This is a genomic window from Qipengyuania psychrotolerans (assembly GCF_019711355.1).
Taxonomy (GTDB): Bacteria; Pseudomonadota; Alphaproteobacteria; order Sphingomonadales; family Sphingomonadaceae; genus Qipengyuania; species Qipengyuania psychrotolerans.
Map to the genome: position 1 here is coordinate 1,273,181 of NZ_CP081297.1, position 22,549 is coordinate 1,295,729.

A 22,549-nucleotide genomic window follows, 5' to 3' on the forward strand; every position below is an offset into this window, starting at 1 on the left:
TATGCCCGATTGTCAGATGTGCAAGGCCCGCCCGTAAGCAGCAAGCACGCTTTCATGCATGGATTCGCTGATGGTCGGGTGCGGGAAGACCGTGTTCATCAGCTCCGCTTCGGTAGTCTCCAGCGTCTTGCCGACGACGAACCCCTGGATCATTTCGGTCACTTCCGCGCCGACCATATGTGCACCGAGCAGTTCGCCGGTCTTCGCATCGAACACGGTCTTCACGAAACCTTCCGCCTCGCCAAGGGCGATTGCCTTGCCGTTGCCGATGAACGGGAACGTGCCTGCCTTCACCTCGTACCCGGCATCCTTGGCTTTCGCTTCGGTCATGCCGACCGACGCAATTTGCGGATGGCAATAGGTGCAGCCCGGGATGTTGTTGCGGTCGAGCGGGTGCGGGTGGACGTCCTTGTTGCCCAGTTCCTTGGCGATGGCTTCAGCGCAAGTCACGCCTTCATGGCTCGCCTTGTGAGCAAGCCACGGGCCCGGAGTGCAGTCACCGATGGCCCATAGGCCTTTTGATTTGGTGCGGCCAAAGTCGTCGATCTGGATGAAGCCGCGGTCCATCTCGGCCAGCTTCTCGAGTCCCACATTCTCCGTGTTCGGCACGATGCCGATGGCGGTGATGCAGTGCGTGAACTCGGTTTCGGCAACCTTGCCCTTGCTGTCCTTGATCTTGGCTTTGACGCCCTTGTCCGACACATCGAGCGCTTCCACGCCCGCGCCGGTCATGATCGTCATGCCTTGCTTGGTCAGGCTTTTTTCAAGGAAAGCGGAGACGTCCTTGTCTTCGACCGGGACGATCCGGTCGAGCATCTCGACCACGGTCACATCGCAGCCCATGTCGTTGTAGAAGCTGGCAAACTCGATGCCGATTGCGCCGCTGCCGATCACGAGCAGCTTCTTGGGCATCTCCGGCGGAGTCATCGCGTGGCGATAGGTCCACACGCGCTTGCCGTCGGCCTTCGCGAAAGGGAGGTCGCGGGCGCGTGCACCGGTGGCGACGATCACGTGCTTGGCGGTGAGCTTCTCCACGCCCTTCTCGCCCTTGACGGTGATGCTGGTCGGGCCGGTCAGCGTGCCATCGCCCATGTGCACGGTGATCTTGTTCTTCTTCATCAGGTGCGTGACGCCCTGGTTGAGCTGCTTGGCCACACCGCGGCTGCGTTTCACCACGGCTTCGAGGTCCGCTTCGATCTTGCCCGCGATCTTCAGGCCGTAATCGCTCGCATGCTGTGCATAGTGCAGGATCTCCGCCGAGCGCAGCAGCGCCTTGGTCGGGATGCAGCCCCAGTTGAGGCAGATGCCGCCGAGCAGTTCGCGTTCGACAATCGCGGTTTTCAGCCCCAACTGGGCGCAGCGGATTGCCGCCACATAGCCGCCGGGGCCGGAGCCGAGAACGATGACATCGTATGTAGGAGCCATATTGGATTAGCCTTGGATCAGTCCGTCTGGATGGAACACATGGAACACGGTCTTGCGCATAAAAACCGAGAGCCGCTCAAAAGAAAACGGGAATAGGTATTCGGATGGGAAAGCAGCGGCGCGGGTCATTCTGCCCCCATGCCATGCGACACCGCGTGTAGGACAGCCTTTATGCCCACCGCTGTGCCACGGCGCGCGGTCGATTTTCTTCATCCAGTAGCACGAATTTGAATGTGCCCTGCGCCACCTTGGTCTCAGCCTCGCCATTGCGTTCGCGGGAGATAGCTTCGGCGGCAATGGTCATCGAGGTGTTCCCGGTCACCGCGACCTCGCAATAGACAGACAATTCGTCACCTACTTGCATCGCACCGGGGAAAGCAAAGTCCGTGGCCGAGACGACCACTGCCTTGCCCTGCCCCTCGCGGCTCGCGAGCGAACCGGCACCAAGCGCCATCTGGCTCATCAGCCACCCGCCGAACACGCCCCCGTAAGGGTTCGTGTCCGCCGGCATGGCCGTGACGCGAATGAATAGTTCACGTGCCAAGAGGCTCAACCCGCCACATTGGTGAGGTAGGAACCTTCGATCCAGCCTGATTGGCACTGGCCGTCATATTCGCGGCGATCCGCGACCGGCGTGCCCGTTCCGCAATCCGCAGCGTTCTTGGAATAGACCACGCCGACCCAGCCGCCTTCGTTTTCACAGATCGAGACAAGCTGTCCCGCCTGGAGCTGGTCTGTTTCGGAAGCGCCCATGTCAGGCGCTGAACGCACTGGGAGGACATTACCGGCCTGCGTGTCCAGCGTGCCGACGGTGCCAGCAGACGCGCATGCATCCATATTCGCCTCGCCGCCATACATGACAGGCCGCGCGGCCAAGGTCGCATCGACCGGGGCAGTATCGTAACTGTCATTGGCAGGCGCTTCTTCGGCGTCCTGTGAACAGGCTGCCAGGACCAGTGCGAGTGCCGGGATGGCTAAAGTCATGCGGTTCAAATGAAATCTCCTCAATTCAGGCGACCGGAATGTCCGCCCTTTCCCCCTACGAACTATGTGGAAGGGTGTTTGTGTCCGAAGTCTGGGCTGCACCCAGCGGCATCTGGCTCGTCAGCCAGCCGCCGAATACCCCGCCATAGGGGTTGGTGTCGGCGGGCATGGCCGTGACGCGGATGAGAGGGGAGCGGTCAGGCATCGTTGGCTATTAAACGGTCATTCTTGTGGAGCAAAAACCAGACCAATCCGGCAACGATCCCACCCAGCGCGCCGAACATTCCAAATGGGAAAAGAGAAGGCATCACCAATTCAAAGTTGCCTTGCCAAAACAGTGCATTGGTTATCAATCCGGCAAGCAATCCTATGAACCCACCATAGATCGCCAACTTCCATTTGGACTGGTCCCAATGATTTTGGCGCGCAAACCATAAAGCTGGAAGTCCGAAAACTAATCCACCAGCCAGTGAGAAAACGAAGGTCACCGCACCAATTCCAAAAAAGGCTGATGTGGAAAAGCCCCCTGCGGAAAACAGGGGAAAAACTACAAGACTTAGAGGAACGGCCAACGCGACCGCCAGCGCAGTCACTATAAATCGGCCAACCTCGATTAGTAGCTTCAAACCACCAGCCCCATCGGGTTCTCGACCAGTTGCTGGAAGGCCTGCATGAACTGCGCGCCGTCTGCGCCGTCGATGGCGCGGTGGTCGAAGCTGCCGGTGGCGCTCATCACGGTGGCGACACCCAGTGCGCCGTCGATCACATGCGGACGCTGCTCGCCTGCGCCGACGGCGAGGATCATCGCCTGCGGCGGGTTGATTACCGCGTCGAACTGCTTGGTGCCGAACATGCCGAGGTTCGAGAGCGAGGCGGTGCCGCCCTGGAACTCATGCGGCTGCAGCTTGCCGTCGCGCGCCTTGCCTGCAAGTTCCTTCATCTCGGCGGAGATCTGCGCGAGGCCCTTGCGGCCTGCATCGCGGATGATCGGCGTGATCAGGCCCGAAGGCGCGGCCACGGCGACCGAGATATCCTCGCGCGTGTACTGGTAAAGCTCGTCGCCCTGGAAGCTGACATTGCACAGCGGCACGCGTTGCAGCGCGCGGGCCTGCGCTTTGATGAGCAGGTCGTTGACCGACAGCTTGATGCCGTCCGCCTCGAGGCTCTTGTTGAGTTCGCTGCGCAGCCCCAGCAGCGCATCGAGGCGTACGTCCACGGTGAGGTAGATGTGCGGGATGGTTTGCTTCGCTTCGGTCAGGCGGCGCGCGATAACCTTGCGGACATTGTTGAGCTTCTGCGCTTCGTACGGCGCATCCAGATCGCCGCCCTGCGTGGCGGGTTTGGCCGGAGCGGGCGCGGGAGCAGCGGCTTCCTTGGCAGGAGCTGAGCCCGGTTTCGCATCCTCGACATCGGCCTTCACAATGCGGCCGCCCGGACCCGATCCGGTGATGCTCGAAAGATCGAGACCCTTGTCCTCGGCAATCCGGCGCGCAAGTGGCGAGACCTTGATGCGCTCGCCGTCATGGCTCTTTGCACCGGTTGGTGCTGGTGCCGGAGCAGGAGCGGGTGCTTCGACGCGCTTCTCTTCCTGTTCGACTTTTTCCTCGCGCGCGGTTTCGGCCTTGTCATCGCCGCCAGTGGGCGCGGCAGCAGCAGCCTCGTCGATATCCTCGCCCTCTTCGGCAAGCATGGCGATGACCGTGCCGACCTTCACGCCCTCGGCGCCTTCTTCTACTGCGATGCTGGCAATCGTGCCTTCATCCACAGCTTCGAATTCCATCGTCGCCTTGTCGGTCTCGATTTCGGCCATGATGTCGCCGGCCTCGACCTTGTCACCGGGCTTCACTAGCCATTTGGCGAGCGTGCCTTCTTCCATGGTTGGCGAAAGGGCGGGCATCTTGATCGGCGTGGGCATGTGGTGACGTTACGTCCTCGCTGGAAATACTGTTGCGTGGACCTCTGGCCAAATTGCGCCTCCCTCGCAAGGTCCTTGCGCAGAATACGAATTACCGGATAGGCGTTGAAGCGAGAGAGGGGAGCCGGACATGCGTACTTACCTGGTCGTGATGGACGAAACCGAGGAATCGAAACAAGCGCTGCGATTTGCGTCGCTGCGCGCACAGAAGACCAATGGTTCCGTGCACATCCTTGCACTGGTTCCGCAGCAGACATTCAACGCTTTCGGCGGGGTCCAGGCCACCATCGAACAGGAAGCGCGTGAACGTGCCGAAGTGCTGGCCAACAGCGCTGCCGGGAACATCTTCGGGGAAATGGGGAAGATGCCGGTGATCGCCGTGCGTCCCGGATCGCCTGCAGAAGTTATCCGCAAGTATCTGGAAGAGCACGGCGAAATCGCCGCCCTTGTGCTGGGCACAGCCAAGGACGGAGGCAAGGATCCGCTGGTCAGCTATTTCTCGAGCAGGGCCAACGAACTGCCCTGCCCGCTATATCTCATTCCCGGCAATTTGACGCGGGAACGGCTGGACGAACTGGTCTAGCGTTTCTTGCCTCGCCCCTGGTGGCGGATGTTCTTGGGTCGGCCGCGCTGCCCTGAATGATGTGCCTGGCGAGGAGCACCCTTGCCCTTCACGAACGGTTTCTTCTTCGGCGCCGGGCGGTCACCGCGTTTCTCGATCGGTGCGCCATCCCCGTCAGGGACTTCGAACTTGAGCGCGCCGGTGAGCGCATTCGATTCCGCCAGCTTCAGCTTGAGCCTGTCCCCCACGGCATAGGTCTTGCCGGAGTTTTCACCCACCAACTGGCGGGCGGCTTCGTCATAGCGGAAATACTCGCGGCCAAGCGTGGAAACCGGCACCAGCCCGTCACCGCCCAGTGCCTCGATCGTGGCGAAGAAGCCGAAGGACTGGACGCCTGTGATGCGGGTGTCGAACGTTTCTCCGACACGGCCCGATAGCCATGCCGCGACATAGCGGTCGATAGTGTCCCGCTCCGCTTCCATTGCCCGGCGCTCGGTCTGGCTGATCGCATCGGTGATCTGGCTGAGCGCAGTACGGTCGCGGTCGGACAGGCCCGAAGTCGCAGGGATGTCGCCTTTGGGCTTCGGCTGTTCGAGGTGATACGAATCCACCAGCGCGCGGTGTACCAGCAGGTCGGCATACCGGCGGATGGGCGAGGTGAAGTGCGCATAGCTGCCCAGCGCCAAGCCGAAGTGGCCAGCGTTCGCCGGACCGTAATAGGCCTGCGTCTGGCTGCGCAGCACGGCCTCCATGATCAACGCCTTCTCGGCCGGCTCGCTGATGTCCTTGAGCATCCGGTTGAACAAACCCGGAGTGATCACCTGACCAAGAGCAAAATTGCGTCCCTGCGTTGCGAGGTATTCCTTGAAAGCTGTCAATTTCTCGCGGCTTGGTGTCTCGTGGACGCGGTAGACCACGGGCGCCTTCTTCGCTTCGAGCGCTTTCGCAGCAGCCACATTGGCGGCAATCATGAAGTCTTCCACCAGACGGTGCGCGTCGAGGCGGTCGCGGACCGCGATCTCTTCGATCACGCCTTGGTCGTTCAGTTTGACCTGCCGTTCGGGCAGTTCCAGCTCAAGTGGATCTCGTGCCTTGCGGGCCTTGTAGAGCAAGTCCCAGGCAGCCCACAGATCCTTGAGATGCTGGTCGGCGCTGCCATCGTCGATTGCCTTTTGTGCGTCCTCATAAGCGATATTGGCGGCCAGCTTCACTGTCGCCCTGGTGAAACGCCAGTCCGTGACCTTGCCGTCAGGTGCAATGCTCAGGTGGCAGGCCATCGCGGCGCGGTCTTCACCCTCGACAAGCGAGCAAACATCGGCGCTGAGGATTTCGGGCAGCATGGGGACCACGCGGTCGGGGAAATATACCGAATTTCCGCGCTTGCGCGCTTCGCGGTCGAGCGGCCCGCCCGGTCGGACATAATAGCTCACGTCTGCAATCGCCACGATGGCGCGGAAGCCGCCTTTGCCGTCGGGTTCGGCCCAGATCGCGTCATCATGATCGCGCGCGTCGGCCGGATCGATTGCCACGATCGGAATGCCGCGAAGATCCTCGCGCTTCTCAGCGCTCAGCGGTAGGTCCACGACAGCCTGCGCTTCGCTTAGCGCTTCTTCCGGGAAAATATGCGGGATGCCGTGTTTGGCAATCGCGATCAGGCTGAAGCTCTTCGGAGCGAGCGGGTCGCCGATGACTTCGACGACCTTTACCGCTGCCCGGGCAGACTTGCCGGCGCGTTCGGCCAGTACCAGTTCGCCTTCTTCGGCGCCGCCGAGATCGGCGATCGGTGATGCATTGCGCACCCGCTTGTCCACCGGCGCGAGCCAGGGTTTACCACTCCCGTCGAACTCGACGACGCCCATCAGGCCCTCACTGCGCGCAGGCAATTTCTTCATCGGATGGGCGACCCAACCGCGCGGCTTTTCTTCTGTTCGCGCAAGGAAACGGTCGCCACGCTTGAGTGCAGCGACCTTCTTGCCTTCCTTGACTGTCAGGCGGGGAGCTGGCTGCTTGCTGTCAGGGTCCCATGCCTCGGGAACGGCGATCGGTTCGCCGTCCTCGATTTCGATGACCTTGAGCACCGCGACCTTTGGCACGCCGCCCATCTGGTGATAGGCCGTGCGCTTGCCGTCGATCAGGCCTTCTTCAGCCATGTCCTTGAGACGCTTTTTCAGCGCGATTTTTTCCTGGCCCTTGAGGCCAAAGGCCTTGGCAATTTCGCGCTTGCCCGCCGGTGTGGGCGAGCTTTGGATAAATTCGAGTATCTGTTCTGCTGACGGAAGGCCCTGAGGCCTTCCGGTTCTGTTATATTTGTTCATGTGCGCCATATGGGGACGCAGGGCCCCCATGTCACGCAGTGCCTAATACGCTTTTGCCAACAGCACACGTTCGGTCGCCGGTTTACCGGTGAAGATGCAAGCTCCATCGACCGCAGCCGCGCCAATGGGCACGTTTCGCATGGTGAGCTTGTGAGCCTTGAGGCGTTCGATGACCTCCTCGAGCTCTGCCCCGGTCGGCTTGGACCACTGCACCTCGACCCAGCCCGGATATTTCGTACCGGAGAAGAACGTCTCGACTTCGGCAAAGTCGGTCACGCCGCGGGTGATGTTCGCTTCGCGCCGATCTTCTGCCTCGGAGAAAATTGCACTCTGCATTTCGGCAAGGATGCCTGGAATGTTTTGCGCAGCAGTTTCGCGAGTGGGTGTCTGGAAATCGGGCTTGCCGGTCTCTTCGTCCCACAGGCGATCGCGGCGAAGCAAGCTTACAACGCCGTTTTCCATGTCCCGCCCGCCGACTTCGATAATGATCGGAGCACCCTTGCGTACCCAGTCCCACCGCTTCGCAGCGGCCTTGCCCGGGCGGGTGTCCAGCAGAACGCGAACGCGCTCGCCCAAGGTGTGTTGTGCGGCAAGATCGGCTCTGAGCACTTCGCAATAATCGATGAGCGCCTGGTCTTCCGGCTTGTCACGCAGCATCGGCAGAATCACGATCTGCTGCGGCGCGATACGCGGGGGCAGGCGCAGCCCGTCATCATCACCATGGGTCATGATGACGCCGCCGATCATACGGGTCGAAACGCCCCAGCTGGTGGTATGACACAGGCTCTCGCCGCCTTCGCGGTTCTGGTACTTAATGCCGCTGGCATGAGCGAAGTTCGTGCCGAGATAATGGCTGGTGCCGGCCTGAAGCGCTTTGCCGTCCTGCATCATTGCTTCGATGGACCATGTCTCGACGGCGCCGGGGAAGCGTTCGTTCTCTGGCTTTTCGCCAGCGATCACGGGCAGCGAGAGATCTTCCTCTGCAAAGGCGCGGTAGACTTCCAGCATGGTCAGCGTGTGCTCGCGCGCCTCTGCTTCGTCGGCATGGGCGGTGTGCCCTTCCTGCCAGAGAAATTCGCTGGTGCGCAGGAACATCCGGGTGCGCATTTCCCAGCGGACAACGTTAGCCCATTGATTGAGCTTGAGCGGCAAATCGCGCCAGCTCTGGATCCAGCGCGACATCGCATCGCCAATGATGGTTTCCGAAGTCGGGCGCACGACCAAGGGCTCTTCCAGCTTGGCTTCGGGATCGGGGATCAGCCCCCCGTCCTTGCCAGCGATCAGGCGATGGTGAGTAACCACCGCCATTTCCTTGGCGAAACCTTCGACATGCTCCGCCTCTCGTTCAAAATTCGAGAGGGGAATGAAGATCGGAAAATAGGCATTGTCGTGGCCCGTCGCCTTGATCCGATCATCCAGCAGACGCTGCATACGCTCCCAGATACCGTAACCCCACGGGCGGATGACCATGCAGCCACGCACACCGGATTCTTCCGCCATTTCAGCAGCAGAGATGACTTCCTGGTACCACGCGGCGAAATCATCGGCGCGGCGGGCGTTCAAGGCATGGCGGATCTGGGCCACGAAAAATTCCTATATCTGGTTGGGTAACGGCGGGCGGGCCGTTGCAATTATTTGCTCAGCTCGTCCAGCTTCTTCTGCATCTCGGCCATCTGGGCACGCATCTGGGCGAGTTCATCGGCCTGTCCCGGCTTGGGAGATTTGCGCGCGCCCGGGATAAGAACGTCGGCCGCATTCTGCATCATCTTGAAGTTGGCTTCTGCCATCTTCGCCAGCGGATTGGATTCGATGCCTTTCGCGAAGGCAGCCTGGAGCTGTTCGCGGTTCTTGCGGAAATTCGCCATGCTTGCTTCGAGATAGCTGGGCATCATCGACTGCATCGAATTGCCATACATCGAGATAAGATCGCGCAGGAAGCTGACGGGCAGCATCTGGGTGCCGTGGCTCTCTTCCTCGACGATGATCTGCGTCAGGATCGTGTGCGTGATATCGGTGCCGCTCTTGGCGTCGAGCACCTGGAAGTCGACATTGTCGCGGACCATTTTCGCCAGGTCATCCAGCGTAATATAGCTGCTTGTATCGGTATTATAGAGCCGCCTGTTGGCGTACTTCTTGATGATGATCGGTTCGCCTTCGGCGGTCCGTTTTGCCATTTAGTATCACTCCCCGGTTTGTGCACTGCAATCATTCTTAGCAGGCGCACAATGTGCAGCGCAACACGAACCTGTCACCGGGCGAAACGTTGTCCCAGAATAGTAAGTAATTCATACTGTGATACAGATGTTTGCCGCGCAGCATCCGGCAGATAATAGGGTAGCGAAACCCAATCGCCCTCGCCCAGTTCGGGTGCATTTGTCAGATCGATAACGATCATGTCCATCGATACCTTCCCCAATATTGGAAGCTTTTGGCCTTCGTGTTCGAATGCCCCTCCACCCCATGCGCGAAGGATGCCATCTGCATAGCCAAGCGACAGGACACCGGCGCGCATTTCCGACGGTGCGGTAAATGTGGCATTGTACCCTACAGTGTCGCCGGCGCGCAGCGTGCGGGTCTGGATTATCGCGGCACGCGGGAATGCAACTTGCCGTATATTCGGCGCCAGTTCGGTCCGGGGAATCCCGCCATACAATGCGAGACCCGGCCGGGTCAGGTCGAAGTGATAATCGCTGCCCAAGGCAATGCCGGCGCTGTTGCTCAGGCTCGCTTTCTTGTGGCTGATGTGCGGAATGACTTGCTGGAATTCCGCAAGCTGCCGAGCGTTCATGTCGCTGTCTTCATCGGCGCAGGCGAGGTGGCTCAACAGGACTTCGACCTTCAGCGACTGGACCGCCTCATCGCCCGCCTCTGCCGGTGAGATGCCCAGGCGGTTGATGCCGGTATCGACCATCAAATGGCATGGCCCTCCCCCGCCGTCGCGCCACAGCGCAGCCTGCCGGACGGTGTCGATGACCGGCCGCACTCCGGTTACGCGGGCGAAGGCGACATCCTCATGCGTCAAGGGACCGTGCAGAACAGCAATCTGTTCAGCTGGCACGATGCTGAGCAAGGGTTCGACCTCGCTCCAGTGCGCCACGAAATAGCTTTCGCAGCCGGCATCGCGCAGGGCGGGGACACAGTGGTGGACGCCCAGACCGTAGCAGTCGGCCTTGACGGCTGCGCCCGCGCTGGCCGACCCGCTCAAGCGGTCCAGCGTGCGCCAGTTATTGGCCAGCGCCTGGCGGTCGATATCGAGTTTTAGTGTCGGCGGCGGTGCGTCAGGCATTGGCCTCTTCAAAGTCCTTCGGCGGGCCATCGGGAATGCCCCACCATGCGACAACCAGCCCGAATGCTACGATGCCGATCGTGTACCAAAGTCCCGAATACACGTTACCCGTCATAGCCACGATGTATCCCGCAATCAGCGGCAGAAATCCGCCAAGGTAACCTGCGCCGATATGGTAAGGGATGGACATCGAGCTGTAACGTATCCGGGCGGGGAACATCTCGCACAGCAGCGCGGCGACCGAGCCATAAGTGAGCGCCGACAACATGCCGCACACCAGGAGCAGGCCGATGATCCCGAGAATGCTCAGGAGAGGAAGCTGCTGCTTCTCGAAGCTGTAACCCTGCGCCTCGAGCCAGCCCTGAATGGTGGCACGGCGATCCGCTTCTTCCAGCACGGTAAAGTCGCCCGTGAAACTTCCGATCGAGACCGAGGGCGCGCTGGACGCTGGATCAATTGAATAGGGTACGCCCAGCGCCGTCAGATCCTGCAGCACGCGGCCGCAGGAACTTGCCTGCACCTCTGCAAAGGGATCGTATTCGCAGGCCTCGCCCGCGATCGTGACAGGCGCCGCCGATGCGCTGGAGGTGAGACCCGGATTGGCCAAGGCTCCCATGCCCCAGAAAATCGGGAAAAGGAGCACCAGCGATGCAATTGCGCCGATGATGATCGGCTTCTTGCGCCCCACCCGGTCGGACCATTTTCCGACCATCACGTAAAAGCTCATCGAGATGGTGCCCGCGATCAGCAGCATCCATTCGACCGTGCTTTCTTCGACCCGCATGGGGCCGCGCAAAAAGGACAGGCCGGAGAAAAACGCGGTGTACCAGATCGTGGTGAGGATCCCGGCAATCCCGAACAAGGCGACGAAAATCCGTTTTGGATTACCCGGATAGGTCATGCTCTCCTTGAAGGGGTTATCCGAGGTTTCGCCCGCTTCCTTCATCGCTTGGAACACCGGGCTTTCCGATAGTTTCAGGCGCATCCACAGTGAAATGAAGAGGAGGATGATCGAGAGCAGGAACGGGATCCGCCACCCCCACGCAACAAAGTCGTCCGCCGGAATGAAGGCGCGACACGCGATCACTACGATGATGGAAAGGACAAACCCGCCGACCACGCTGGCCTGAATGAAGCTGGTGTAATAGCCACGCTTCTCGGGCGGAGCGTGCTCCGCCACGTAGATCGCCGCGCCGCCATATTCGCCGCCCAGGGCAAGGCCTTGCAGGATGCGCAGGCCGATGACGATTATCGGCGCAGCAAGGCCAATGCTCGCCGCGCTGGGGATCAGGCCCACGCCCGCCGTGGCGATGCCCATCAGGGTAACCGTCACTAGGAAAGTGTACTTCCTGCCAAGCCGGTCGCCAAGGAAGCCGAACAGGATAGCGCCAAGCGGCCTGAAACCGAAACCGACTGCGAAACCGGCCCACACGAGGAGGACCTGAAGCGTTTCATTGTCACTCGGGAAAAACGCTGCGCCAATCAATCCGGCGAGGGTTCCGTAGATGAAGAAATCATACCATTCGAAAATGGTGCCGGCGCTGCTGGCAGCGATCACCAGCCGAATTTCCTTTTCGGTCGGCTCCCGTTGCATAACCCCCTCACTTGCGGACATTACGATGCTCCCCCTCTTGATCTCCCGAGCGGCCAGAGGTCTAGCGAGTGGCTTGGCCCTTGCCTAGCGCGTCGATGGCCGCTCTCCACGGCAGCAGGACGGCTTCATGGCGTCCGGGATAGGGTATCGCCGCCTCGAGCTGTAAGATATCCGGCCAATCGGGGACATTAACTCCGCCATTCAGCCAATCCCTGATGGCGGAAACGGCGTTCTCCAAGTTGGACGCATCCGCTCCCGCGCAATGCCTTGCGAATATGGTGCAAGCCGCCTGTCCCACGGCGCAGGCTGTGACCTGCAAGCCGAGCGATTGGAGTCCAGAATGAGCCGATAGCTTCACTTCGCTACCGCAACTGCGTGACCTAGCGCCGCCGACAAGCGGTGCCGATTCATCAAACGGATATTCGGAAAGTTCGACGGCCAGCGAAAGCAGTGCTGGTGAATAAAGCGCGCCACCTGGCGGCCGGCTCACTCGGTTTCAGCCTCGGCGTCATCGCCTTCATTGCCGAGCAAGCGCGCCCTGCGCTCCGCGAGGATTTCCACCAGGGTTCGCGAGCCGCCATCAACCAGTTCATAGGTCTTTGCCGTCGTAATCCAGACCGGCCGGCCCCGGTAATCCCAAACGCTGTCGTATCCGAGCACCAACAGGGAAAACGCGATGACGACGATCACGATCCCCTTCAGCGCACCGAAGCCAAACCCCAACACGCGGTCGATAGGACCGAGGAGCGAATCCCGGGAAGCCATGCCGACATTGTTGGCGATCACTTTCATGGCGGCATATGGAATGAGCAGCAGAAGCGCGAAGGCCAGTACGGAGGTCGCGATCCCGTCGCCGAGGAAATCCTGCAGAGCCAAGGTCAGCGGCGTGTGCAAAAAGCGGATTGCAAACGCCGCAAGTATCCATGCCGCCAGCGACAATATTTCCTGCATGAAACCGCGCATGAAGCCGCCAATGGCAGCAACACCGACAATCAGCAGAACAATGTAATCAAATCCCGTCATATGAGGGCAAGGGATATTAGGTCGCCATCACCCGGTCAACGAGGTTCGAAAGTTGTCCCAAACCCTTATAATCGAGTTCTGCCGAACCGGGCTTGGTATCGGATGGCCCGAAACCCGACTTGAATCCCAACTTGGCCGCCTCGCGCAGCCTTACTCCGCCGTGTGCAACGGGCCGAACCTCGCCCGAAAGACTGACCTCGCCAAGCCAGACACTGCGATCCGGCAAGGGTTTATCGGCAAGTGCGCTGACCAGCGCCGCCGCAACCGCCACATCCGCAGCAGGGTCGGACAAACGATAGCCGCCAGCGACGTTGAGGTAGACTTCTGCCGAACTGAAATTGAGCCCGCACCGCGATTCCAATACTGCCAACAACATGGCCAAGCGGCCATTGTCCCACCCGACGACAGCCCGCCTCGGGGTGGCACCTGATTGCAGCCTCACAATCAGCGCCTGGATTTCCACCAGGACCGGACGCGTGCCTTCCATTGCGGGAAAGACCGCGCTTCCCGCCATTGGCTGTTCACGGCCGGAAAGGAACAGCATCGAAGGGTTTTCGACCTCTTCAAGACCTTCTGTCGCCATGGCAAAAACGCCAATCTCGTCGACAGCGCCGAACCTGTTTTTGAGCGCGCGAAGGATGCGGTACTGGTGGCTGCGTTCCCCTTCGAAGCTCATCACCACATCGACCATATGCTCGAGCACACGCGGTCCGGCGATGCTGCCGTCCTTCGTCACATGTCCGACAAGGACCAGCGCAACCCCGTTTTCCTTGGCATAGCGAATCAATTCGAAAGCACATCCGCGGACCTGGCTGACGGTGCCCGGCGCGCCTTCAATCGTGTCGGAGTGCATGGTCTGGATGGAATCTATTATAAGAAACTTTGGCGTTTCCATTTGGCCCAAAGTGGTCAGAATATCGCGGACGCCGGTCGCTGCCGCAAGCTTCACCGGCGCGTCGGAGAGCCCAAGGCGTGCGGCGCGCATCCGGACCTGCCCAGACGCCTCTTCCCCGCTGACATAAGCCACGGAGTGCCCTTCCCGGGCGACCTTTGCCGCAGCCTGGAGCAGCAGGGTCGATTTGCCAATGCCGGGATCGCCGCCCATCAGGATCGCGCTGCCCGGAACCAGTCCGCCGCCCAGCGCGCGATCGAACTCCGCCAGACCGGTCTTTTGGCGAACCGGCATCTCTCCCGGTTTATCGAGGTCGACAAACTCAACCGCCCTGCCACCGCTCGACAGATCATGCTTCAGCGAAAACACCGTCGCCGGAGCATCTTCCGCCAGCGTATTCCATTCCGCGCAGTCGGCACATTGCCCCTGCCAGCGGTGCGAGACACTGCCACAGGCCTGGCAGACATAGCGTTTCTTCGGTTTGGCCATACCCGATCGCTAGACGGAACATTTGCGGAACGCAATTGCCAATCGCCTGCTTCATGTGCACAAGGGTGCGGATGCGGCAAAAGGAACTAAGGATCGCGCTCGTCTGCTATGGCGGGGTAAGCCTGGCGGTCTACATGCACGGCGTTACGCGCGAGTTGTGGCACCTTGCCCGGGCGAGCCGCGATTTCCATTCGGGCAAGCGGCCCGACAGCGGCGTGGACCAGGTCTATGTCGATTTGCTCGCCGCTATCGAAGATGATTGCGAGCTTCGTCTCAGGGTCATTCCCGACATCATGAGCGGCGCGAGCGCAGGCGGGATCAATGCCGTGTTTCTCGCGCAGGCGATCTATTCCGGCCAAAGCCTCGATCCCCTCACCGATCTCTGGCTTGAGGTGGCCGACGTCGATGAATTGATTGATCCCGAAGCCAAACTGCGCTGGCGCGGCGGGAAGTTCTGGGCGCAGCCGCTTGCGACGTGGTTATTGGGCCGGCCGGGCACCGAGATCGCCGAACAGGTCGCTCCCGAAACGCGCGAGAAGGTCCGCCGCAAAGTCTCGCACCTGATCCGCGGGCGCTGGTTTGAACCGCCGTTCTCCGGCCTTGGGTTCTCCAAACTGCTGGAGCGCGCTTTCACCGCGATGGCGGATGCTCCGGTTGAAACGCCCTTGCTTCCGGCTGATCATCCACTTGATCTGTTTGTCACGACGACGGACTTCCACGGCTATCTGGAGCTATTGCGCCTGAACAGCCCGCCGGTTGTGGAAGATACAGAACACCGGCTCCCGATAGCCATGCGGCGCAAAGTCCCCGAAACCGGCGGTCACGATCTTGCCAATCCGCTCGAGCTTGTGTTTGCCGCACGCGCCACGGCAAGTTTCCCCGGCGCATTTCCTCCGCTGCGGGTCGAAGAGATCGAGCGATTGGCACAGGACAGCGGCCGCAGTTGGGAAACGCAGGACGAATTTCTCGATGCGATCATGCCTATCCACGTCATGCGCGGCGATACAGGTAATGTTTCCCTGATCGATGGGTCTGTGCTGGTGAACAAGCCGTTTGCTGGCGCGATGGCAGCGTTGCGAGGCAAACCAGCCCAGCGCGAAGTGGATCGCCGCCTCGTCTATGTCGATCCGCGTCCTGATCGGTTCAGTACAAGGGACGAGCGAGTAAAACATGATGTCGGCTTCTTCTCGGCCATATTCGGATCGCTTTCGACGATTCCGCGTGAACAACCGATCCGCGACAATCTGGAGCAGCTGGAAGAACAGAGCCGCGAGGCCGAACGCATGCAGCGCATCGTCGCTTCCCTGCGCCCCGAAGTCGAGCGTGCGGTCGAGCGTCTGTTCGGGCGGACACTGTTTCTTGATCGCCCCACCCCGAAGCGGCTCAAGGCCTGGCGGCAAAAGGCCCAGCAAGCCGCTGCCGAACAGGCGGGATACGCCTTCCATTCCTATGCACAGGCGAAATTCAGCGGGATTGTTTCGCGTTTGGCGAGGCTGGCTTACGAGGCTGCGCCATCACTCCACCTGCCCGACCCGCTGGCGATCGAGGATGTCGTCCGCGAGGAATTGTACCGCCGCGGACTGACCAGCCTGGTCGATGGATCGGGGGGAGCGACACAAGCGGCGATCGCATTCTTCCGTGAGCACGATATTGGTTTTCGCATCCGCCGCCTGCGCTCCCTCGCGCGGCGACTTGCCCGCGACTGGGATGCAGACCCCGACATTTCCGATGCGGCTCTGGAACAGGGCCGCGATGCGATCTACTCGATCCTTGCGCTCTATTTCGAGAAAGAAGCGCTGACATCGCTTGGCGAGGATTTTGGCGGTGTGGCCCAGCATGTCCTCGGGAATCCCGGCAACTTACTTGATACCATCGAAGCAAAACGCCTTCTGATTGAAACGGACGACAGGGCAGAGGAGATGCTGGCAGAAGCGCTCGAGACGATGCCTGCTGATCTGAAACGGCGGATGCTGTTCGCCTATCTCGGCTTCCCGTTCTACGACGTTGCGACGCTACCACTGCTTCGCAACGAAGGGCTGACTGAATTCGACCCGGTGAAAGTCGACCGGATCAGTCCCGATGATGCGCGCAGCATACGCGAGGGCGGAACGCGAGCCACCTTGCGCGGTATCGAGTTCTATAATTTCGGAGCATTCTTCAGCCGGTCATACCGCGAGAATGATTATTTGTGGGGCCGACTGCACGGCGCGGAGCGGATGATCGACCTGGTTTGCAGCACGCTGGACAAGCCGCCGAAAGACGCCTCCCTGCGCACATTCAAGCGCCGGGCGTTCCTCGCCATTCTTGACGAGGAGGACGCCAGCAAACGCTGCGCTCAGTCTTTACTGGATGGGATCCGCGCAGAAGTGCTGGACCGAATGCCCTAGATCAGGCGCCGAATACGTCTTTCAGCTTGTTGAAGAAGCCCCGGCTTTCGGGACATTCGTCGCCCGTCTCAAGCTCGCGAAACTCTTCGAGCAGACCTCGCTGCTCTTTCGAAAGCTTGGTCGGCGTTTCCACTGCGATCTCGATGACCATGTCTCCGCGTCCGCGTCCTTGGAGCACCGGCATACCGGCACCGCGCTGGCGCAATTGCTTGCCCGACTGGATACCCGCCGGAATTTCGAGAGTGAGTTTTTCACCATCGAGACCGGGAATTTCGATCGATCCGCCCAGCGCCGCTGTGGTGAAACTGATCGGAACGCGCGTCGCCAGAGTGGTGCCTTCGCGCTGGAAAATCTCATGCTGTTTGACGTGCACGAAGATGTAGAGGTCGCCTGGTGCTGCACCGCGCGGGCCAGCTTCGCCCTTGCCCGACAAACGGATACGAGTTCCCGTATCGACGCCGGGCGGGATGTCGATTTCCAGCTTCTGCGGAACGTCGACCTGCCCTTCGCCGCGGCAATCGCGGCAGGGGCTGGTGATGATTTCACCGGCGCCGTGACAGTTGGGGCAAGGCCGTTCGACGACGAAAAAGCCCTGTTTTGCGCGAACCTTGCCGTGGCCGGAGCACAAATTGCAGTTCCGCTTTTGCGTGCCAGGAGTTGCGCCCGTGCCGTGACAGGTATCGCAGGTCTGACTGACCTCGATTTCGATCTCGGATGATTTGCCGTGGAACGCCTCTTCGAGGGACACTTCCATGTCATATCGCAGGTCGGCGCCGCGGCGGGCCTGAGCGCGTCCACCACCGCCAAAGGCGCTTCCGAAAATGGTTTCGAAAATGTCGCCAATGTCACCGAAATCACCGCCCGGATGGCCGCCGTGGCCTCCGCCGCCCTGCATTCCTTGCGTAAAGGCTTCGTGCCCGAACCTGTCATAGGCAGCACGTTTCTGCGGATCCTTGAGGCATTCGTAAGCGCCGCTTACTGCCTTGAAGGTATTCTCGCTTTCCGTGCAACCCGGATTTCGGTCAGGGTGATGCTTCATCGCAAGCTTGCGATAGGCGGACTTGATTGTCGCGCCGTCAGCGTCCCGGCTTACGCCAAGAAGTTCATAAAAATCGATATCGGTGGCTGGCATGGTAATCCCGTCTGCTGAAAATCTAACCGCCACCGGAGCGAATTGCACCGGTGGCGGTCATGGTTTTCATCAGAAGTCTCAGTTCTTTGCGTCTTCGTCGACTTCGGAGAACTCGGCATCGACGACTTCTTCGTCAGCGCCGCTTTCGCCGGCATCTTCCGTCGGCGTCTCGGCCGAGGCGCTCGCCTGCTCCTGCTCGTAGATCGACTGACCCATCTTCATCGCGGACTGCGACAGGTCCTGGGCCTTGGCATTGATATCAGCCGCATCGTCAGCTTCCAGTGCAGTCTTGAGGGCAGCAACCTTTTCTTCGACTTCACTCTTCAGCGAAGCGTCGATCTTGTCGCCATGTTCTTCGAGCTGCTTTTCAGTCGCGTGGACGAGGCTGTCAGCCTGGTTGCGTGCTTCGGCGCTTTCCTTGCGCTTCTTGTCTTCGTCGGCGAACTTCTCGGCATCCTGGACCATCTGGTCGATGTCGGCATCGGTGAGACCACCGGACGCCTGAATGCGGATCTGCTGTTCCTTGCCCGTACCCTTGTCCTTGGCCGACACGTTCACGATGCCGTTGGCATCAATATCGAACGTAACTTCGACCTGCGGCACGCCGCGCGGTGCAGGAGGAATGCCGACAAGATCGAACTGGCCGAGCATCTTGTTGTCAGCCGCCATTTCACGTTCGCCCTGGAAGACGCGGATCGTCACGGCCTGCTGATTGTCTTCAGCGGTCGAGTAGGTCTGCGTCTTCTTGGTGGGGATCGTTGTGTTGCGGTCGATCATGCGGGTGAACACGCCGCCCAGCGTCTCGATGCCCAGCGAAAGCGGGGTCACGTCGAGCAGCAGCACGTCCTTCACGTCGCCCTGAAGGACGCCGGCCTGGATAGCAGCACCCATTGCGACCACTTCGTCGGGGTTCACACCGGTGTGCGGCTTGGAGCCGAAGAAGCCTTCGACCACTTCGCGGACCTTGGGCATGCGGGTCATACCGCCGACCATGATGACTTCGTCGATTTCGTCCTTGGAAACGCCGGCATCGGCCAGCGCCTTCTTGCAAGGCTCAAGCGTACGCTTGATCAGATCGCCGACCATCTTTTCGAGGTCTGAGCGGCTGATCGTTTCGACGAGGTGCAAGGGAGTGGACGCACCACCTTCCATGCGTGCGGTGATGAAGGGCAGGTTGACTTCGGTCGTCTGAGCCGAGCTAAGTTCGATCTTGGCCTTTTCCGCCGCTTCCTTGAGACGCTGCAGAGCAAGCTTGTCGCTCTTCAGGTCCATGTTTTCCTTCTTCTTGAACTGTGCAGCAAGCCATTCGACGATTGCGCTGTCGAAATCTTCACCACCCAGGAAAGTGTCCCCGTTGGTCGACTTCACTTCGAAGACGCCGTCACCGATTTCCAGGATCGACACGTCGAACGTACCGCCGCCAAGGTCATAAACAGCAATCGTCTTGCCGTCGTCCTTGTCGAGGCCATAGGCCAGCGCAGCCGCAGTCGGCTCGTTGATGATGCGCAGGACTTCGAGGCCGGCGATCTGACCGGCGTCCTTGGTCGCCTGGCGCTGGGCATCGTTGAAGTAGGCAGGAACCGTGATGACCGCCTGGGTCACCGTCTCGCCAAGATAGCTCTCGGCGGTTTCCTTCATCTTCTGCAGAATGAATGCGGAGATCTGGCTGGGCGAATATTCTTCGCCGCCCGCCTTGACCCATGCGTCGCCGTTCTTGCCCTTGACGATGTCATAGGGGACCAGCTCGGTGTCCTTCTTGGTCACCGGGTCATCGAAACGGCGGCCGATAAGGCGCTTCACCGCGAAAACTGTATTGTCCGGATTGGTGACCGCCTGGCGCTTTGCCGGCTGGCCGATAAGACGCTCGTTATCCTTGGTGAAGGCAACGATCGAAGGCGTGGTACGCGCGCCTTCCGAATTTTCGATGACCTTGGGCTTGCCGCCGTCCATCACGGCGACGCAGCTGTTGGTGGTGCCGAGGTCAATACCGATTACTTTAGCCATGGTTTCCCCATAAGTTTCACATTGTTGGACACCGCACGTCTGGACCCCCACGAGTGGCAGATCCGGTCTGCGGCTCATTCGAGTGGTGTGTTACCCGAGCGATATAGGTGCGGTTTTTCTTGGCACAAGGGAGGTCGCCCGCTAGATTTTGCAGCTATCAACAGGAGGGAAATCCACAAATGATCAAACCCGTTTTCGCAGCAGCCCTGCTTGCCGGCTCAAGCCTGGGGCTCGCCGCTTGCGGCGGTGCGCAGGAGGAAACTCCGTCGGCGGCGACCGATGCAGCAGGGCTTTCGATTGCCAATGCGCGCATGGTTTTGCCTGCTGTTGAGGGCAATCCAGCGGCAATTTACTTTGACCTCACCAATGATGGAGAGCGCGGCGTGGCCGTGCGCAAGGTCGAAGTTGACGGTGCGGGCAAGACCGAAGTCCATGCGACCACCGAATGGGACGGCAAAATGGAAATGGGGGAAACGGGACCCCAGGCAGTCCAGGCCGGTGACACTTTGAAATTCGAACCGGGCGGCCTGCACATCATGGTATTCGACCTCTCGCCTGATCTGGTCGCAGGTAGCGAAACAGCGATGACGCTGACCGTTGCTGGCGGCAAATCCGCAACCTTCACCGTTCCGATCCAGGCTGCCGGGGAAAATCGCTGAACGATTTGCGGGATTCGCTCGGGGTTGAAAGCCATGAAAGCCCAACCCCTGCCCAGTGCGAGGTTGGCGGTCAGCGTCCGCTGACCCCGGGCGAAATTGCGCTTGCCAGAACTGTTTTCGGGACGGCGATCGAATATCACCGCGTGACGATACGGCGCCGCAAATGGTTTCCGTTTCAGCCCAGTCGCGTCACGATGGCACCGCGCGGACATCTGCATTTTCATCCTTCATCGCAAAGTTATTGCGATGATTTCTCGGCGGCGAGCATTTCCCGGCAAGGCTTGTTCATCCATGAAATGGTCCATGTCTGGCAAACCCAGACACTGGGCGAGTGGTACCTGGTGACCCGGCGCATGCCGTGGGCGCGGTACGAGTATTCGTTGAAGCCGGGCTGGCCATTGCATCGCTACGGGATCGAGCAACAGGCCGAGATCGTGAAGCACGCCTTTCTGCTGCGACAAGGCAAGAAGCTGGCAGGTGTCGCCGATCCTTCCGCCTACGATCTACTGGTGAGGTTTCCGGGAGCTGAGGGTTAACGCTACGGATTGCAGAGTTTTCCACCGCCCTCGCTTGAGCAAACAAGTTACATTGAATACTATCCAGCGCATTGACCGGGCGGCCAAACCCGCGCCCGGCGATGAGTCATTACAATGGAGCTTCAAGACTACGGTATGAGCCGCGAGCGCGGCTATCTTTCGCACTACGAGATCGACGAGATCACGCTTCCCGAAAACCTGGCACCCATCATTCAGGCAGCAGGCAATCTGTCGAACCTCCTGACTTCGGGCAGGGTCCGCAATTTTCTGGATGGTTTACCTGATCCAGAAATCGCCGATTGGACAATGACCGCATCGGAAGAGCTGGTCCGCACAGCCATGGTGCACTATTCCTTCCTCGTGCAGGCGTATGTTTGGGGCGAACCGACCCCGCCAGCTTGCCTGCCTGCCAATCTGGCACGCCCGATCTGCGCTTTGGCGGAACGGCTCGGACAGGCACCCTTGCTCCCATATTCCGGATATGTCCTCGACAATTGGTACCGGCTCGACAAATCCGGCCCGATCACACTCGATAATATCGCCATGCACCAGAACTTCCTGGGCGGCGTGGACGAGAACTGGTTCGTCCTCGTCCACGTGGCGATCGAGGCAGAAGCCGGTGTGCTCCTCGACAATGCTGCGAAACTGGTTGGTGTTTCACGCGCAGGCGATGCAGCTGAAGCTACGCGGTTGCTGCTGGAAATGGATGACGCATGGGAACGCATCTACGGCCACTTTGCGCGTATGCCCGAGCAGTGCGATCCCTATATCTATTTCCACCGCGTTCGCCCCTACATTCACGGATGGGCGAACAATCCAGCACTCGCCGATGGCGGCCTTGTTTACGAAGGCATCGACCGCTTTGAAGGCAAGCCGCAGGCACTGCGCGGGCAGACAGGGTCGCAATCGTCCATCGTTCCGGCGATGGATGCGCTGTTTCAGGTCAGCCATAGCGATGATCCGCTGAGATCGTTTCTCGACGAACTGCACCAATACCGCCCGGTCGAACACCGGCGCTTTATCGAGGATCTCGCGGCGAAATCGACCCTTCGCGACTTCGTCAGTTCGTGTGAAGACCAAGGGCTGAAAGATGCTTTCAACGCCTGCCTTGAGCAATCCGCGCGGTTCCGGACCCGGCATCTGGAATATGCGGCCAGCTACATCAACAAGCAGGCGGGCTCGATTGCGGGCAATGATCCCGATGTTGGCACCGGCGGCACGCCGTTCATGAAGTACCTGAAAAAGCACCGCGATGAGAACCGCGCGCAGGTGATTGGTTAAGACCACATCGCCCCGGCTTCAGGTTAAGTTCCTGATGCCGGGGCGGTAACTTCCGCAAAGGGAGC

At 60.2% G+C, this 22,549-nt stretch carries 20 protein-coding genes and 1 pseudogene; 5 read left to right on the forward strand and 16 right to left on the reverse strand.

From position 1 onward, the window contains the following. Nucleotides 1-12: 12 nt before the first annotated feature. The 6 genes and pseudogenes from lpdA to K3166_RS06285 form a co-directional block, all read right to left on the reverse strand. Nucleotides 13-1,425 (reverse strand): dihydrolipoyl dehydrogenase, encoded by a 1,413-nt coding sequence (gene lpdA, locus K3166_RS06260; protein WP_221423797.1) that lies wholly within the window; start codon nucleotides 1,423-1,425, stop codon nucleotides 13-15. 169 nt (nucleotides 1,426-1,594) lie between these two features. Beyond that, complete coding sequence (locus K3166_RS06265; RefSeq protein ID WP_221423994.1) at nucleotides 1,595-1,936, reverse strand: acyl-CoA thioesterase; 342 nt, start codon at nucleotides 1,934-1,936, stop codon at nucleotides 1,595-1,597. Nucleotides 1,937-1,974: 38 nt separating this feature from the next. After that, nucleotides 1,975-2,409 (reverse strand): SH3 domain-containing protein, encoded by a 435-nt coding sequence (locus tag K3166_RS06270; protein WP_221423798.1) that lies wholly within the window; start codon nucleotides 2,407-2,409, stop codon nucleotides 1,975-1,977. Nucleotides 2,410-2,506: 97 nt separating this feature from the next. Next, nucleotides 2,507-2,614: pseudogene (locus K3166_RS06275) on the reverse strand (acyl-CoA thioesterase); the annotation flags it as partial. Beyond that, nucleotides 2,607-3,035 (reverse strand): hypothetical protein, encoded by a 429-nt coding sequence (locus K3166_RS06280; RefSeq protein WP_221423799.1) that lies wholly within the window; start codon nucleotides 3,033-3,035, stop codon nucleotides 2,607-2,609. The gene K3166_RS06280 and the pseudogene K3166_RS06275, both read right to left, overlap by 8 nt. Then, a complete protein-coding gene (locus K3166_RS06285) occupies nucleotides 3,032-4,324 on the reverse strand; it encodes a pyruvate dehydrogenase complex dihydrolipoamide acetyltransferase (RefSeq protein ID WP_221423800.1) in 1,293 nt (430 codons plus the stop codon). The genes K3166_RS06280 and K3166_RS06285 overlap by 4 nt, the downstream gene beginning before the upstream one ends. A gap of 130 nt (nucleotides 4,325-4,454) precedes the next feature. Between K3166_RS06285 and K3166_RS06290 the strand changes: the two genes are divergently transcribed. Further along, entirely contained in the window at nucleotides 4,455-4,907 is a 453-nt protein-coding gene (locus K3166_RS06290; RefSeq protein ID WP_221423801.1) for a universal stress protein, read from the forward strand. Here the strand turns inward: K3166_RS06290 and rnr are convergent. From rnr to radA, 8 genes are all read right to left on the reverse strand, one after another. Continuing rightward, the gene (gene rnr, locus K3166_RS06295; protein ID WP_221423995.1) at nucleotides 4,904-7,210 is read right to left on the reverse strand and encodes a ribonuclease R; all 2,307 of its coding nucleotides are present in this window, start codon (nucleotides 7,208-7,210) and stop codon (nucleotides 4,904-4,906) included. The genes K3166_RS06290 and rnr overlap by 4 nt on opposite strands. Nucleotides 7,211-7,243: 33 nt before the next feature. Continuing rightward, entirely contained in the window at nucleotides 7,244-8,785 is a 1,542-nt protein-coding gene (proS, locus tag K3166_RS06300; protein WP_221423802.1) for a proline--tRNA ligase, read from the reverse strand. A 47-nt stretch (nucleotides 8,786-8,832) separates the two neighbouring features. After that, on the reverse strand, nucleotides 8,833-9,375 hold the full coding sequence (gene phaR, locus K3166_RS06305; protein ID WP_221423803.1) for a polyhydroxyalkanoate synthesis repressor PhaR: 543 nt from the start codon (nucleotides 9,373-9,375) through the stop codon (nucleotides 8,833-8,835). Between the two features lie 74 nt (nucleotides 9,376-9,449). Then, nucleotides 9,450-10,487, reverse strand: coding sequence for an alanine racemase (gene alr, locus K3166_RS06310; RefSeq protein WP_221423804.1), 1,038 nt, complete (start codon nucleotides 10,485-10,487; stop codon nucleotides 9,450-9,452). Further along, a complete protein-coding gene (locus K3166_RS06315) occupies nucleotides 10,480-12,102 on the reverse strand; it encodes an MFS transporter (RefSeq protein ID WP_221423805.1) in 1,623 nt (540 codons plus the stop codon). The genes alr and K3166_RS06315 overlap by 8 nt, the downstream gene beginning before the upstream one ends. Nucleotides 12,103-12,142: 40 nt before the next feature. Continuing rightward, a complete protein-coding gene (locus tag K3166_RS06320; protein WP_221423806.1) occupies nucleotides 12,143-12,571 on the reverse strand; it encodes an iron-sulfur cluster assembly scaffold protein in 429 nt (142 codons plus the stop codon). After that, nucleotides 12,568-13,104, reverse strand: coding sequence for a CvpA family protein (locus K3166_RS06325; protein ID WP_221423807.1), 537 nt, complete (start codon nucleotides 13,102-13,104; stop codon nucleotides 12,568-12,570). Before K3166_RS06325 ends, K3166_RS06320 begins: the two co-directional genes overlap by 4 nt. A gap of 16 nt (nucleotides 13,105-13,120) precedes the next feature. After that, complete coding sequence (gene radA / locus K3166_RS06330) at nucleotides 13,121-14,485, reverse strand: DNA repair protein RadA (protein WP_221423808.1); 1,365 nt, start codon at nucleotides 14,483-14,485, stop codon at nucleotides 13,121-13,123. 71 nt (nucleotides 14,486-14,556) lie between these two features. Here radA and K3166_RS06335 point away from each other — a divergent pair, with 71 nt between their 5' ends. Further along, nucleotides 14,557-16,872, forward strand: a complete 2,316-nt coding sequence (locus K3166_RS06335) for a patatin-like protein (protein WP_221423809.1) — start codon at nucleotides 14,557-14,559, stop codon at nucleotides 16,870-16,872. A 1-nt stretch (nucleotide 16,873) separates the two neighbouring features. On the opposite strand, the gene dnaJ is transcribed toward K3166_RS06335, so the two are convergent. Continuing rightward, a complete protein-coding gene (dnaJ, locus tag K3166_RS06340) occupies nucleotides 16,874-18,004 on the reverse strand; it encodes a molecular chaperone DnaJ (protein WP_221423810.1) in 1,131 nt (376 codons plus the stop codon). 78 nt (nucleotides 18,005-18,082) lie between these two features. Continuing rightward, nucleotides 18,083-20,008: a molecular chaperone DnaK gene (gene dnaK, locus K3166_RS06345; protein WP_221423811.1), complete on the reverse strand. Its 1,926-nt coding sequence runs from the start codon at nucleotides 20,006-20,008 to the stop codon at nucleotides 18,083-18,085. A 179-nt stretch (nucleotides 20,009-20,187) separates the two neighbouring features. On the opposite strand from dnaK, the gene K3166_RS06350 reads away from it, so the two are divergent. From K3166_RS06350 to K3166_RS06360, 3 genes are all read left to right on the forward strand, one after another. Further along, a complete protein-coding gene (locus tag K3166_RS06350) occupies nucleotides 20,188-20,667 on the forward strand; it encodes a copper chaperone PCu(A)C (protein WP_221423812.1) in 480 nt (159 codons plus the stop codon). 5 nt (nucleotides 20,668-20,672) lie between these two features. Further along, nucleotides 20,673-21,203 (forward strand): vgr related protein, encoded by a 531-nt coding sequence (locus K3166_RS06355; protein WP_221423813.1) that lies wholly within the window; start codon nucleotides 20,673-20,675, stop codon nucleotides 21,201-21,203. A gap of 114 nt (nucleotides 21,204-21,317) precedes the next feature. Then, nucleotides 21,318-22,484 carry a PrnB family protein gene (locus tag K3166_RS06360; RefSeq protein ID WP_221423814.1) on the forward strand — a complete coding sequence of 389 codons (1,167 nt, stop codon included), beginning with the start codon at nucleotides 21,318-21,320 and terminating at the stop codon, nucleotides 22,482-22,484. Nucleotides 22,485-22,549: the final 65 nt, after the last annotated feature.

Excerpts from the sequence above, each read along its gene's own strand:
- K3166_RS06270 (WP_221423798.1), bottom strand. The coding sequence starts at position 2,409 with ATGACTTTAGCCATCCCGGCACTCGCACTGGTCCTGGCAGCCTGTTCA.
- dnaK (WP_221423811.1), bottom strand. The coding sequence starts at position 20,008 with ATGGCTAAAGTAATCGGTATTGACCTCGGCACCACCAACAGCTGCGTC.
- lpdA (WP_221423797.1), bottom strand. The coding sequence starts at position 1,425 with ATGGCTCCTACATACGATGTCATCGTTCTCGGCTCCGGCCCCGGCGGC.
- K3166_RS06325 (WP_221423807.1), bottom strand. The coding sequence starts at position 13,104 with ATGACGGGATTTGATTACATTGTTCTGCTGATTGTCGGTGTTGCTGCC.
- K3166_RS06350 (WP_221423812.1), top strand. The coding sequence starts at position 20,188 with ATGATCAAACCCGTTTTCGCAGCAGCCCTGCTTGCCGGCTCAAGCCTG.
- dnaJ (WP_221423810.1), bottom strand. The coding sequence starts at position 18,004 with ATGCCAGCCACCGATATCGATTTTTATGAACTTCTTGGCGTAAGCCGG.
- K3166_RS06360 (WP_221423814.1), top strand. The coding sequence starts at position 21,318 with ATGGAGCTTCAAGACTACGGTATGAGCCGCGAGCGCGGCTATCTTTCG.
- alr (WP_221423804.1), bottom strand. The coding sequence starts at position 10,487 with ATGCCTGACGCACCGCCGCCGACACTAAAACTCGATATCGACCGCCAG.
- K3166_RS06335 (WP_221423809.1), top strand. The coding sequence starts at position 14,557 with ATGCGGCAAAAGGAACTAAGGATCGCGCTCGTCTGCTATGGCGGGGTA.
- K3166_RS06315 (WP_221423805.1), bottom strand. The coding sequence starts at position 12,102 with ATGTCCGCAAGTGAGGGGGTTATGCAACGGGAGCCGACCGAAAAGGAA.
- radA (WP_221423808.1), bottom strand. The coding sequence starts at position 14,485 with ATGGCCAAACCGAAGAAACGCTATGTCTGCCAGGCCTGTGGCAGTGTC.
- phaR (WP_221423803.1), bottom strand. The coding sequence starts at position 9,375 with ATGGCAAAACGGACCGCCGAAGGCGAACCGATCATCATCAAGAAGTAC.
- rnr (WP_221423995.1), bottom strand. The coding sequence starts at position 7,210 with ATGGCGCACATGAACAAATATAACAGAACCGGAAGGCCTCAGGGCCTT.
- K3166_RS06285 (WP_221423800.1), bottom strand. The coding sequence starts at position 4,324 with ATGCCCACGCCGATCAAGATGCCCGCCCTTTCGCCAACCATGGAAGAA.
- K3166_RS06265 (WP_221423994.1), bottom strand. The coding sequence starts at position 1,936 with ATGCCGGCGGACACGAACCCTTACGGGGGCGTGTTCGGCGGGTGGCTG.
- K3166_RS06290 (WP_221423801.1), top strand. The coding sequence starts at position 4,455 with ATGCGTACTTACCTGGTCGTGATGGACGAAACCGAGGAATCGAAACAA.